This window comes from Bradyrhizobium sp. WBAH42 (assembly GCF_024585265.1).
In the GTDB taxonomy this organism is placed as follows: domain Bacteria; phylum Pseudomonadota; class Alphaproteobacteria; order Rhizobiales; family Xanthobacteraceae; genus Bradyrhizobium.
In genome coordinates this window covers 3397420-3410056 of record NZ_CP036533.1, presented here as the reverse complement: position 1 = coordinate 3410056, position 12637 = coordinate 3397420, and the positions used below count along the sequence as shown (strand labels likewise).

10 protein-coding genes and 1 pseudogene are annotated in these 12637 nt (G+C 65.2%); 4 read left to right on the top strand and 7 right to left on the bottom strand.

What is annotated here, in order from left to right; all coding sequences use genetic code 11:
• The 3 genes from fixJ to DCG74_RS15935 all read left to right on the top strand — a co-directional run bounded on the left by fixJ (position 1) and on the right by DCG74_RS15935 (position 1880).
• On the top strand, positions 1-618 hold the full coding sequence (gene fixJ / locus DCG74_RS15945) for a response regulator FixJ (RefSeq protein WP_172783913.1): 618 nt from the start codon (positions 1-3) through the stop codon (positions 616-618).
• 43 nt (positions 619-661) lie between these two features.
• Positions 662-1078, top strand: coding sequence for a response regulator transcription factor (locus DCG74_RS15940; RefSeq protein WP_172783912.1), 417 nt, complete (start codon positions 662-664; stop codon positions 1076-1078).
• A 103-nt stretch (positions 1079-1181) separates the two neighbouring features.
• Entirely contained in the window at positions 1182-1880 is a 699-nt protein-coding gene (locus DCG74_RS15935; RefSeq protein ID WP_172783911.1) for a helix-turn-helix domain-containing protein, read from the top strand.
• A gap of 43 nt (positions 1881-1923) precedes the next feature.
• Here DCG74_RS15935 and DCG74_RS15930 read toward each other — a convergent pair whose 3' ends face one another.
• The 4 genes from DCG74_RS15930 to DCG74_RS15915 are packed head-to-tail and all read right to left on the bottom strand — an operon-like array spanning position 1924 to position 7838.
• On the bottom strand, positions 1924-3237 hold the full coding sequence (locus tag DCG74_RS15930) for an MFS transporter (protein WP_172783910.1): 1314 nt from the start codon (positions 3235-3237) through the stop codon (positions 1924-1926).
• A 23-nt stretch (positions 3238-3260) separates the two neighbouring features.
• Positions 3261-3794 carry a PRC-barrel domain-containing protein gene (locus DCG74_RS15925; protein ID WP_172783909.1) on the bottom strand — a complete coding sequence of 178 codons (534 nt, stop codon included), beginning with the start codon at positions 3792-3794 and terminating at the stop codon, positions 3261-3263.
• Positions 3795-3812: 18 nt separating this feature from the next.
• Positions 3813-6017 carry an amylo-alpha-1,6-glucosidase gene (locus tag DCG74_RS15920; protein ID WP_172783908.1) on the bottom strand — a complete coding sequence of 735 codons (2205 nt, stop codon included), beginning with the start codon at positions 6015-6017 and terminating at the stop codon, positions 3813-3815.
• 57 nt (positions 6018-6074) lie between these two features.
• A complete protein-coding gene (locus tag DCG74_RS15915; RefSeq protein WP_172783907.1) occupies positions 6075-7838 on the bottom strand; it encodes an ABC transporter ATP-binding protein in 1764 nt (587 codons plus the stop codon).
• A 275-nt stretch (positions 7839-8113) separates the two neighbouring features.
• On the opposite strand from DCG74_RS15915, the gene DCG74_RS15910 reads away from it, so the two are divergent.
• Positions 8114-9184 (top strand): glycosyltransferase family 4 protein, encoded by a 1071-nt coding sequence (locus DCG74_RS15910; protein WP_172783906.1) that lies wholly within the window; start codon positions 8114-8116, stop codon positions 9182-9184.
• A gap of 195 nt (positions 9185-9379) precedes the next feature.
• Here DCG74_RS15910 and DCG74_RS15905 read toward each other — a convergent pair whose 3' ends face one another.
• The 3 genes and pseudogenes from DCG74_RS15905 to DCG74_RS15895 all read right to left on the bottom strand — a co-directional run bounded on the left by DCG74_RS15905 (position 9380) and on the right by DCG74_RS15895 (position 12531).
• Positions 9380-10660 carry a TRAP transporter large permease gene (locus DCG74_RS15905; protein WP_246708759.1) on the bottom strand — a complete coding sequence of 427 codons (1281 nt, stop codon included), beginning with the start codon at positions 10658-10660 and terminating at the stop codon, positions 9380-9382.
• Positions 10661-10879: 219 nt separating this feature from the next.
• A pseudogene (locus DCG74_RS15900) lies at positions 10880-11356 on the bottom strand (TRAP transporter small permease); the annotation flags it as partial.
• Between the two features lie 149 nt (positions 11357-11505).
• Positions 11506-12531, bottom strand: coding sequence for a DctP family TRAP transporter solute-binding subunit (locus tag DCG74_RS15895; protein WP_172783904.1), 1026 nt, complete (start codon positions 12529-12531; stop codon positions 11506-11508).
• Positions 12532-12637: the final 106 nt, after the last annotated feature.

Sequence of the window (12637 nt, the reverse complement as noted above, 5' to 3'; positions counted from 1 at the left end):
ATGACGACCAAGGGACATGTCTATGTCATCGACGACGACGCGGCGATGCGGGACTCGCTGAACTTCCTGCTGGATTCCGCCGGCTTCGCCGTCACCCTGTTCGACGACGCGCTCGCCTTTCTCGAAGCCCTGCCCGGCCTCGATTTCGGCTGCATCGTCTCCGACGTGCGCATGCCCGGCCTCGACGGCATCGAGCTCTTGAAGCGGATGAAGGCGCAGCAAAGCCCGTTCCCGATCGTGATCATGACCGGTCATGGCGACGTGCCGCTGGCGGTCGAGGCGATGAAGCTCGGGGCCGTCGACTTCCTGGAAAAGCCGTTCGATGACGACCGTCTCACCGCCATGATCGAATCGGCGATCCGCCAGGCCGAGCCCGCCGCCAAGAACGAGGCCGTCGCGCAGGACATCGCTGCCCGCGTCGCGTCCTTGAGCCCGCGCGAGCGCCAGGTCATGGAGGGGCTGGTCGCGGGCCTCTCCAACAAGCTGATCGCCCGCGAATACGACATCAGCCCGCGGACGATCGAGGTCTACCGGGCCAACGTCATGACCAAGATGCAGGCGAGCAGCCTTTCGGAACTGGTTCGCCTGGCGATGCGCGCCGGCATGCTCAAGGATTGAGGCAGGTCAAGGCGGCTTCACGGCGCCGTGCTAGCCAGAGAGCATGGTTGAGGTCAGCCCATATCGTGCGCGGCCGTCGTCCTCCCCACAGCCCACCGTCTTTGTGGTCGACGATGATGCCGCAGTCCTGGGATCCCTGCGGTTTCTGCTGGAGACCGACGGCTTCGCCGTGCGAACCTTCAGGAGCGGCACGGCGCTGCTCAATCTCGGCGCCGCGCCAGGGCCGGACTGCTACGTCATCGACTACAAGATGCCCGACATCAACGGCATCGACCTGACCGGCCGGCTGCGCAAATCCGACCGCGATGCGCCGGTGATCCTGATCACCGGCTATCCCGACGAGAACATCTCGGCCCGGGCTGCGACGGCGGGCATCAAGGACGTGGTTTTGAAGCCGCTTCTCGATGAAAACCTCGTCAAATGCATCCGCCACGCGATCAAGGACCGCCCCCACGCCTGACCTACGGGATTCTACGTAAGGCACCCCCCTTAAGATATCTCGCGAAATTTTCGAAGCACCCGATACCGCGTAGGAAAGCGTCATCACAACGGAGATGGCGCAGATGCTGACCCAGACGCTCAACACCCAGGCGATCAACACCCAAGTGGGTGGCAAGATTGCTCCTGCCCACCCCGTTACCGACCAGTTCGGCGCCATCGCCGGCCATGTCGGCCTGGTCGCCACCGAGTTCTCCTACGGCAAGGACGAGGAGATCTATGGCGAGGACGAGGCGGCCGAATATGTCTACCAGGTCGTCACCGGCGCGGTGCGCAGCTACAAGCTTCTCTCCGACGGCCGCCGCCAGATCGGCGCCTTCCATCTTCCCGGCGACGTGTTCGGCCTCGAATCCGGTCCCACCCACCGCCTCGCCGCAGAAGCCATCATCGACACCACCGTGCGCCTCGTGAAGCGCGCGAGCCTCGAAAAGGCCGCCGGCACCGACGTCCAGGTCGCCCGCAAGCTCTGGGCCATGACCGCCGGCGAGCTTCGCCATGCCGAGGACCACATGCTGCTGCTGGGCCGCAAGACCGCCATGGAGCGCGTTGCGACCTTCCTGCTCGAAATGGATCGCCGCCTCGCCGTTGCCGGCATGATGGCGCTGCCGATGTGCCGCCGCGACATCGGCGACTATCTCGGCCTCACCCTGGAGACCGTGTCGCGCGCGCTGTCGCAGCTTCACGCTCAGGGCATCCTCGGTTTCTCCGGCGCCCGCCAGATCGTGCTGCGCAACCGCCAGCGCCTGCACAATCTCGACGCGTGATCCTTGATCTACCTCCCCAACCACTTTGGCCGGCTGAACTCGTTCAGCCGGCCATTTCTTTCGCGGCGACCAGACCCGTGCGCCGCGTCTCCGGCATCGCAAAGAGGATCAGCAGCAGTCCCGCTGCAGCGACGCCGGACAGCCCGATGAACGCGGTGGCATTGCCGAACTTGTCGCTGACGTAGCCGCCAAGCACCGTGCTCAGCGACGCGCCGATGCCCATCGCGGTGCCGACGATCCCCTGCGCCAGATTGAAATGTCCGCTGCCGAACGCGACGTCGGCGACGATCAGCGGGATCATCACCGCGAATACCGCGGCGGTAATGCCGTCGAACACCTGCACCAGCACCAACAGATACGGATCGCGCACGGTCGCAAACAACAGGCCGCGGATCGCCAGTGCGCCGAATCCGATCAGCAGCAGGGGCCGGCGGCCCCACGCTTGCGCCTTGCGCCCGACCGTCGGCGACACCAGCGCCACGATCGCTTGCGGAACGACGATGCAAAAGGCGACGAGAACAGTCGCCCATTGGCTCGACCGCGCCGTCACCGCGCTCGCCATCAGCGGCATCATCGCGGCATTCGCCAGCTGCAGCAGCAGCACGCTGAGCGCGAATACGATCAGCGGGCGCTGCCGGACCAGGTGCCAGATATTGGGGTCGCCGCGATCGGCGGCTTCAGGCGGCATCTCGCCGTGACAGCGCCTGATGTCGACTTCGTTCTCGCGGATGCGCGACAGCGCGATCAGGGTCGGGATCGCGAGCAGGAAGGTGACCAGGAACACCGAGCGGCTCGACAGCAGATAGCCCGCGGTGCCCATCACCGCCGCGGCGACGCCGTTGCCGAGTGAGGCGAAGCGCGCGTTGCGGCCGAGCCGCTCGCCGATCGCGAGCGGGCCGACGAGGCCGAGACTGATCGCCGCGATCGCGGGCCCGAGCACGCAGCTCGCCATCGCATGCAGCGTGGCCGCGGTGACCACGACGGGGAAGATCGGCATCGCCGCATAGGCCAGCGCGCAGGCGCCGATGGCCGCGATCGCGAGGGCGGCGACGAGGCGTTCCGATTTCGCGGCATCGATGATCGCGCCGCCCGGCATCTGCCCGATCAGGGCGACGATGCCGCCGATGGAGAGCACGAGCCCGATCTCGACCTGGGTCCATTTCTGCGTCGTCAGGTAGACCGCGATGAAGGGGCCGAATCCGGTCTGCACGTCGGCGAGGAAGAAGATGAACCAGTCGAGGCCGCGCAGGCTCTGGCGCGACGGCGCCGGAATGCCCGCAGCCGCCTGCACCGCGACGTTGTCCTGCTCGACGCCGCCGCCGCGATCTGCATGGTTCGGCTTCCTCGACAACAGCACGGGCGGTCAGCCCTCCCTGCACCTCACTGAATCGCTTGCAGCGGCTGAAGGCTGCCGGACGCGCCGAGCACGACGATCGGCGTGTCCTCCTTGTATTCCGGTGCGGCCGCGACCTGCGCCTTGGTCAATTCCAGGGTGATGCTGTCCTTCTTGTTGGCGATCTTGCCGAAGCGCAGCGCGTTCCAGTCCACGACGATCTTGCGGCTGCCGACGCCGAGGAAGCCGCCGAAATCGATCGCCGCAGCGCGGACGTGACCGGTGCGGTCGACGATGACGTCGACGATGCGGCCCATGTCCTCGCCGGCGGCGCTGCGAACGTCGCGGCCGAGCACACCGTGGGCCTCGCTCGCGCCGATGATGGTCACCGATGGCGGCGGCGCGGCGTCCTTGGGCGTGACGGGCACGACGGAAGCCGGCGGTTGTACCGTTGCCGGTGCGTTTGCTTCGGTCGGAGGTGAAGATGGCGCTGCGGCCGGCTCTTCCGCCGCGCGCGATACGGCGACCGTCAAGCCCGCGACGATCGCCACGCTTAGAACCAACCATCCGGTCGCGCGCATGACCTCCTCCTTGCGCAGCTAGCGCGCCAGCACGATCGAGACCTGAATCTGACCGCGCGTGCGCAACACTTCCAGCGCCACATCGTCGCCGTGACGACTGACGCGTAAGTCCACGCTGGAGTCGCCGAGGCGCAGATCGTGCAGGATCACCTCGTTGAGGAACGCCGGCAGATGCGGATTGCGCAGACGAATCTCGCCGCGCGCGACGTCGAACTCGAGGCCCAGCGCCGCCTCCAGCAGCGTGAACGGCGTCGCGCTGGCCCAGGCCTGCGGCGCGCAGGCGACCGGATAGAGCGTCGGCCCGCGCCGTTTCTCGCGCCGGAAGCCGCAGAACAATTCGGGCAACCGCCGCAGGTCCATGTAGGTCGCGGCGTCGAACAGACCCTTGAAGACATGCGCCACCGTATGCTTGAGACCGTAGCGCGCCAGCCCCAGCGCGATCAACGCATTGTCGTGCGGCCAGATCGATCCGTCATGATAGGACATCGGATTGTAGCGCACCTCGCCTTGCGCGACGGTGCGGATGCCCCAGCCCGAGAAGAAATGCGGCCGCATCAGATCGGCGGCGACGAGACGCGCGCGGTCCTCGCGAACCATGCCGCTGAACAGGACCTGCCCGGCATTCGAGGTCCTGACCGTGCAGGGCCGCTTCTTGCCGTCGAGCGCGAGCGCATAAGTGCCGAGCTCCTCGCACCAGAACGCCTGCTCGAAGCGCTCGGCGAGCGCCCTGGCTTCGGCCTCGAGCTTGCGCATGCGGTCCGGCTTGCCGAGCCGCAGCGCGCAACGCGCGGCGAGCTGCTTGGCGGCAAAGACGTAGCCCTGCACCTCCGCAAGCGCGATATTGCCCTCGGCAAGCTGGCCGTCGGCATGGAAGATCGCATCGTAGGAATCCTTCCAGCCCTGGTTCGCCAGCCCCTTCTCGGTCGCGCGCTGGTATTCGACGAAGCCGTCCTGGTCGGGATCGCCCGGACCGTCGATCCAGGCCAGCCCCGCCTCGATCGCGGGCCACAGTTCGATCAACGTGGCCTCGTCGCCGGTGCGCTCGAAATAGCTGCCTGCGAGCAGCACGAACAGCGCGGTCGAATCGACGCTGCCGTAATAATGCGCGAACGGCACCTCTCCGAGCGCGGCCATCTCGCCGCCGCGCATCTCGTGCAGGATCTTCCCGGGCGCGGCGTCGGCGAGCGGATCGACGGCCGTGGCCTGGAAATGCGCGAGTCGGCGCAGGACGCCCTTGGCAATGCGCGGATCGACCCAGAGCATCTGCAGCGCGGTGATGAGGCCGTCGCGCCCGAACGTCGTCGAGTACCAGGGAATGCCGGCATAGGGATAACGGCCCTGCGGCGTCTCGGTCATCAGCATGTTGAGGTCGGCCATGGCCTGGCACAGCACCTCGTTGAAGATGTTGTTGGAGGTCTCGATGCTGGCGGCCCCGGCCGTCTGAAGCCGCATCTCGCGGCGGTGCGCCAGCAGACCCGGGAAGAACCGCACCGGCTTTTCCGTCACCGGCCGGTTGCAGGATACGGCGACGAACAGCGATTTGGCTTGGTGCGGCTCCAGGTCGAGCTCCCAGGTTGCGGCATCGACCGAGAGCCGCGTCGGACGCGGATCGAAATGCAGCCCGGTGGTCCGCTCGGTGTCGTCGAGACCGCGATATTCGAACAGCACGTCGGTCGGCCCGAGCAGCCGGCTCGTTCCGATCCCGCGGCGCGGTCGCCGCTCGCCGCGGACTTCGAACAGATCGGCGAAGTCGTTGCCGAACAGCAGCGTCAGGTTGAAGCTGGTGCGCCGGTCGCCGTGGTTCTGCACCCCGATGCGTTGGTAGGCGGTGCCGCGCCACAGGAAGATCGTGCGTACGACGTGCAAGAGGTCCTTTTGCAGAACGAGGTTGCCCTGCCGATAGATGTCCGGATTGGTGAGGTCGACGGTCAACGCCGAATTGTCGTCGCGCAGATTGGAGCCGAGCAGCAATGGCTGGAGATCGTCGAGCACCAGCTCGAGCCGCGCGAGGTAGCGCGTGTCGTGATGGAACAGCCCGTCTGGCCCGCCGGCGGACGCGCCGATGTCGCCGTGGCTGTCGAGCACGATGAACGTGTCGTCGTGCTTGAGCGAACGCCGCGGCCGGGCCGAGGGCCCGGTCATCGGAATGTAGAAGGGCTGTTCCGCGACCTGTTCCGGGGTCCGCGTCACGGAGACGAACTTGGTTACGGCTTCGGCCGACATGAGCTGCTCCCCTGCGCTTGTTTCGAAACGCGACCGACACGAGAACGCGACTGTTGGTTACGCGGCAGCTTGCGCGAGCCGGCTCATTTCCTGCGTGACCAGCTCACGATACGGCCCGTGACCCTGCATCAGACGCTCGGGCGAGCCGTCCTCGATGATCTTACCATTCCTCAGCACCACCACACGGTCGAAATTGCGCAGCGTCGCGAGTCGATGGGCGATCGCGATCACGGTGCGGCCGCGCATCAGGCGCGACAGCGCCTCGCGGATCGCCTCCTCGGATTCGCTGTCGAGCGCGGCGGTCGCCTCGTCCAGCAGCAGGATCGGCGCATCCTTCAGGAAGGCGCGCGCGATGGCGATGCGCTGGCGCTGGCCGCCCGACATCTTGACGCCGCGGTCGCCCACCATGGTGTCGAGACCCTCGGGCAGGCTCTCGACGAAGTCGCAGCGCGCCGCGATCGCCGCGCGCAGCACCTCGTCGTCGGTCGCGTTCGGCCGGCCGTAGCGGATGTTCTCGCGGATCGACCGATGAAACAGGGAAATGTCCTGCGGCACGACGGAAATCGCCTCGCGCAGGCTCAGCTGCGTCACCTTCGCGATGTCCTGGCCGTCGATGGTGATGTTGCCCTCATCGACGTCGTAGAAGCGCTGCAGCAGTGTGAACAGCGTCGACTTGCCGCCACCGGACTGGCCGACCAGTCCGACGCGCTGGCCGGGCTGCAGGCGCAGGCTGAAGCGCTCGAAGATCTTGTCGCCGCCGGGATAGCCGAAGGTGACGTTGTTGTACGCGATGGCCGCGCCGCTCTTCACCAGGGGCTCGGCCTCGGGATGGTCGCGGAGCCCGTGCGGCACCAGCAGCGTGGCGATCGCCTCGGTCAGACGCGCGACGTGCTGGGTGACGTCGACCAGCGCCACCGCGAGATCGCGCGTGGCGCTCAGGATGGAGATGCCAAGGGTACAGACCAGCACGACGTCGCCGGTCGTCGCTTCGCCCTTCTGCCAGAGCGAGATGGCCCAGGCCATCAGCGCAATGGTCAATAGCACGGTGATGGCGGCATGCAGCAGCCGCAGCTTCTCCAGATAGCGCAGGCTGCGGCTTCGCGCGGTCAGCTCCTGGTTCACCGTCGCGTCGAACCGCTCATGCTCGTGGCTGATGCCGCAGAAGGCGCGCACCAGCGGCATGTTGCTGATAACGTCGATCATCTCGCCGTCGACCACCGCGGCCTTGTCGGCGAAATCGTCATGCAGCGGCTTGCCGGCGGCGGCGAGACGAAACATCGCGGCGACCATGCCGCCGGCGATCAGGATCAAGCCGAGCGCCATATAGGGACTGACGGTTCCAATCAGCAAGATTGCCGCAATTGTGGCAATGCACGGCGGCAACACATTCCAGACGAACATGTTCTCGACGGTGAACACCGCGTTCGACGTCGCCGTGATGCGGCTCGTCAGCATGCCGGGCATGCGATCCGAGAAATAGCTCGGCGCGTGCCCGGTCAGATGACGAAAGATGTCGCGCCGTAAATCACCCGTGACCCGGACAAAGGTGAAGCTCGCCGTCCAGCTCGCGATCCGCCACAGGAAGTTGTCGGCGGCGATCAGTGACATGAGCAGAATGAATGCCAGCCATACGCCGCCGCCATGCGAGGGCCCGGCGGACAAGGCATCGACCAAAGCCTTGACGCCATATTGAGTGCCTACGGAGCAGGCAACGGCCCCCACGACCGCGGCCAGGATCACCAAATGCGACGCGAGACGACGCCGGAGATAGCGCAAGACAAAGGCAAATGGCCTGCGCGCGTATCCAGAAAGCTGATCCATATGGCTATCGCCCCGTTATGCTGATTTTCGTTTCGTTACTGGTCGAGTGAACATCGACCGCTTCGCCCCGGTTCCCGGGCAACGCCATCACGACATGCGGATGCGGACGATCTGCGAAGATGTGGTGGCAGCATCGCGACGGTCCCCCGACGTGTCGAATATGTAACGTTTGGGAGAAGGAACTTCGCAGGTGCGGGAACGTTCCCTCGTCTGGCATTGCCGGTGCCGTAAAAGGTGGGGGTTTCAACATTCATGATCGCAGAGGAGATGGTGAGATGCGCATCGCGCAGGTAGCTCCGTTGACGGAGGCTGTTCCACCCAAGCTGTATGGCGGCACCGAGCGGGTGGTGCATTGGTTGACGGAAGAGCTGGTGGCCCTGGGACATGACGTGACGCTTTTCGCCAGTGGCGACTCGCAGACATCTGCCAAGCTCGATGCATTATGGCCGCGGGCGCTACGGCTCGACGGTTCCGTGCGCGATCCCAATGCGCTGCACATGGTGCTGCTGGAGCGGGTGCGGCAGAAATGTGACGACGAGGAATTCGACTTCCTCCACTTTCACCTCGACTATTATCCCTGGTCGTTGTTCCACCGCCAGCCGACCCCGTTCGTGACCACGCTGCACGGCCGGCTCGATCTTCCCGAGCATCAGCCGGTCTTCAACACCTTCTCCAAGATGCCGGTCATATCGATCTCCAACGCGCAGCGGCGGCCGGTGCCGCAGGCGAACTGGGTGACGACGATCCACCATGGCCTGCCGGAGAAGCTGCTGACGCCGAAGCCGGCGAAACAGGAATATCTCGCCGTGCTCGGCCGCATCGCACCCGAGAAGGGCGTCGACCGCGCCATCAAGATCGCGACCCATTGCGGCATTCCGCTCAAGATCGCGGCCAAGGTCGATCGTGCCGACCAGGATTATTACGACGAGCTGATCCGGCCGATGATCGAGAACAATCCGCTGGTGGAGTTCATCGGCGAGATCAGCGATCACGAGAAATCGGATTTCCTGAGCGGCGCGCTCGGCCTCTTGCTGCCAATCGACTGGCCGGAGCCGTTCGGCCTCGTCATGATCGAAGCCATGGCGTGCGGAACACCCGTCGTCGCCTTCAACCGCGGCTCGGTGCCGGAGATCATCGACGAGGGCCTCACCGGCTTCATCGTCGAGGATGTCATCAGCGCCGCAGGCGTGGTGAACCGGCTTTCGCAGCTCGACCGCACCGCGATCCGCAAGCAGTTCGAGACGCGCTTCACCGCGCGGCGCATGGCCCTCGACTATCTCGCCGCCTATCGCAGCCTGACCGAGGCCAAGGCGCCGCGGATCAAGCTGGTGAGCAGCGCGGAGTAGGGGCTGCTCTCACCTCGAGGCACACTGTCATGCCCCGGCTCGACCGGGGCATACAGTACGCCGCGGCATCTCGGCTCCATCACGACCGTCTGTGGGATACTGGATCGCCCGGTCTTCGCCGCCGGGCGATGACAGCGAGTGTGCGGAGAGAGATGACAGAAAGAACGGGGCACGAGCGCCCTATCGCTCGCCTCGCTACATCCCCAATAGCCGCGGCAGCCACAGCGACAGGCCGGGCCAATAGGTCACCACCACGAGGAAGCCCAGCATCGTCAGCAGCCACGGCCACACTGCGACCGTGAGCTCGGTGATCCCCATCTTGGCGATGCCCGAGGCGACGTAGAGATTGAGGCCGACGGGCGGATGGCAGAGACCGACCTCCATGTTGACCGTCATCAGGATGCCGAAGTGAATCGGATCGATGCCGAGCTTGACCGCGACCGGAAACAGGATCGGCGCCATGATCAGGATGATCGAGGACGGCTCCATCACGTTGCCCGCGAGCAGCAGCAGCAGGTTGACGAGCAGCAGGAAGCCGATCCACCCCAGGCCTTGGTCGATCATCCATTGCGCCAGCGCCTGCGGGACGTTCTCGTAGGTCATCAGGAACGAGAACAGCACGGCGTTGGTGATGATGTAGAGCAGCATCGCCGAGAGGTTCGCCGACGACAGCAGCACGCGCGGCACGTCGCGCAGCTTCAGATCCTTGTAGATGAACACCGCGACGATGAAGGCGTAGACCGCGCTGACGGCGGCAGCTTCAGTCGGCGTGAACAGGCCGCTGTAGATGCCGCCGATCACGATCACGATCAGGAGGATGCCCCAGATCGACTTGCGGAACGCATCGAGTCGCTCGACGAAGGTGGCCTTCGGCATCCGCGGATAGTCGTTGCGCCAGGCGCGATAGAACGTCGTCATCCCGAGCAGCGTGGCGAGCGCAAGCCCCGGCACGATGCCGGCGATGAACAGCTTGCCGACCGAGCTGTTGGTGGAGACGGCGTAGAGCACCATCGGGATCGACGGCGGAATCAGAATGCCGAGCGAGCCCGACGTCGTGATCACGCCCGCGCCGAACCGCTTCGGAAAGCCTTGCACGACCATGGCGGGCAGGATCACCGAGCCGATGGCGACGACCGTCGCCGGCGAGGAGCCGGAGATCGCGGCGAACAGCGCGCAGGCGACCACACCCGACAGCGCGAGGCCGCCGTACCAATGGCCGACCAGCGACGTTGCGAAGGTGATCATCCGCCGCGCCACGCCGCCATGGGTCAGGAAGTTGCCGGCGAGGATGAAGAACGGGATCGCCATGATCTCGAAATTCTCGATGCCCGTGAACAGCTTCAGCGCCACCGATTCGGTTCGCACGTCGGTCAGCGTGAACATGAAGCTGAGCACGGTCAGACCGAGCGCGATCGAGATCGGCATGCCCGTGAGCATCAACGAGAGCAGCAGCGCGAACACGATGAGGACGCGCAGGCCCTGCGGCAGGGTGATGACGTGGGCCGCATGCGCGAAGCACAGGGCGACGATCAGCACCGGCAGCAGCATCAGGATCCAGCCGAGCGGGCTGCGCTCGTCCCGCACGACCTGGGTGGGCGTGACCGGCGCCGGATGCACCGGATCCGCCTCGACACCCTCGACGCCCGCCATGTCGTGATGCGGCAACTCGCCGGTGCGGTGGAACGACCAGGCGACCTGCAGGAAGCGGAAGCACATCAGGCCGGAGCCGAGCGGGATGGTGAGATACACCATCCACATCGGCGCTTCCAAATCGTTGGACTGCTGGCCGGTCTGCCACATCTGGCTGACGAACGCGGCGCCGAAATAGGCGACGATGGCGGTGAACAACGCTCCGCACAGGAGGCCGAAGGTGATGACGCGCCGGCGCGAGCCGCCGGGCAGGATGTTGACCAGCACGTCGACCCCGACATGGATGCCGGTCCGGACGCCGTAGGCGGCGCCGAACTTCGCCATCCAGATGAACATGTAGATGCAGAGCTCCTGCGCCCAGGACAGGTCGAGCGAGGCAAGCCAGGTGAACGCGGCGCGCGCGGGCACGGCGAGGAAGGCCAGGTGGCGGGCTTCCGCCCATTTGGCGATGTCGATCGACAGCCCGGCGCCGTAACGGTGCAGCACGGCGACGAAGATGAGCGACGTCGCAGCCGCGATCATCGTCGCGATCAGCCATTCCTCGAGATGGTCGAGAAAACGATTCAGCACACGCAGCAACTTGGTCCCCCTGGATTGGATCGTTCAAGCGCAACGGCCGGGAGCGCGATCACCCCCGACCGTTGGTAGTGTTCTTGTTGGGCCGCAGCCCGTCAGTTCATCTTGACGTCGAGTTCCTTGGCGAGGAGATCGAGCACCTCCTGCCCGACGCGCCCCTTGGCCCATTTATAAGTCGGCTGCATCGCCTCCTGCCAGGCCTTGCGGTCGGCTTCGGTGAGATAATGCAGGTTGGTCTTGCCCGTCTTCTTGATCTCGGCCAGCGCATCCTCGTTCTCCTGGCGCGCGATCGAGTTGGTGTAGTCGGTCGCCTCCGCCATCGCCTTGTCGAGCTGCGCGCGGATATCGGGCGGCAGGCCGGACCAGAATTTCGAGTTGACGATGACGGCATATTGCAGATGCGCGTGATAGGACACGGTGATGTCCTTCTGCACCTCATAGAACTTCTGCGTCAGATAGTTCGACGCCGTGTTCTCGCAGCCGTCGACCACCCCGGTCTGCAGCGCCTGGTAGACTTCCGAGAACGCCATGATCTGCGGGATCGAGCCCATGATACGGAGATATTGGTCTGCGACCTTCGATCCGGAGATGCGGAATTTAAGCCCCTGGAAATCAGTCGGCTTCAGCAAGGGGCGGTTGGCGGAGAGCATGTGGAAGCCGTTGTCCCAATAAGCGAGGCCGATAATGCCCTTGGCCTCGAGCTTCTGGAACAGCCACTTGCCGATCGTGCCCTTCATCGCGTTGGAATAGGTCACGTCGTCCTTGAATAGCCAGGGCAGGTCGAGCGCCTCGAATTCCTTGATGCCGAGCGGCGCGAATTTCGCGGTCGAGGGCGCGAGCATGTGCACCGAGCCGAGTTGGAGCGCCTCGATCTCCTCCTTGTCCTTGTAGAGCGTGGAGTTCGGATAGACTTCGACCTTGACCTTGCCGTCGGTGTATTTTTCGGCGAGCTCCTTGAACTTCAGCGCGCCCTTCCCTTTCGGCGTGTCGTTGGCGACGACGTGGCTGAACTTGATGACGATCGGGCCCTGGGCTTGAGCGATGGCGGGAGCCAAGAGAGGAGCCGAGAGAGCAGCGAAGAGAACAGCCGCGGCGGCGACCGCGGCAAGCAGCTTGCGCATGAACGTACCTCCCAACAACCTCTAACCGGGTTCTTCTTGTTTTTCAGGCGAGTAGTGGCAGCAATCCGCCAGCCGAACAACTAGACCTAAGCCCAATTTGCCGCAG

Excerpts from the sequence above, each read along its gene's own strand:
- DCG74_RS15915 (WP_172783907.1), bottom strand. The coding sequence starts at position 7,838 with ATGGATCAGCTTTCTGGATACGCGCGCAGGCCATTTGCCTTTGTCTTG.
- DCG74_RS15920 (WP_172783908.1), bottom strand. The coding sequence starts at position 6,017 with ATGTCGGCCGAAGCCGTAACCAAGTTCGTCTCCGTGACGCGGACCCCG.
- DCG74_RS15910 (WP_172783906.1), top strand. The coding sequence starts at position 8,114 with ATGCGCATCGCGCAGGTAGCTCCGTTGACGGAGGCTGTTCCACCCAAG.
- DCG74_RS15940 (WP_172783912.1), top strand. The coding sequence starts at position 662 with ATGGTTGAGGTCAGCCCATATCGTGCGCGGCCGTCGTCCTCCCCACAG.
- DCG74_RS15925 (WP_172783909.1), bottom strand. The coding sequence starts at position 3,794 with ATGCGCGCGACCGGATGGTTGGTTCTAAGCGTGGCGATCGTCGCGGGC.
- DCG74_RS15935 (WP_172783911.1), top strand. The coding sequence starts at position 1,182 with ATGCTGACCCAGACGCTCAACACCCAGGCGATCAACACCCAAGTGGGT.
- fixJ (WP_172783913.1), top strand. The coding sequence starts at position 1 with ATGACGACCAAGGGACATGTCTATGTCATCGACGACGACGCGGCGATG.
- DCG74_RS15895 (WP_172783904.1), bottom strand. The coding sequence starts at position 12,531 with ATGCGCAAGCTGCTTGCCGCGGTCGCCGCCGCGGCTGTTCTCTTCGCT.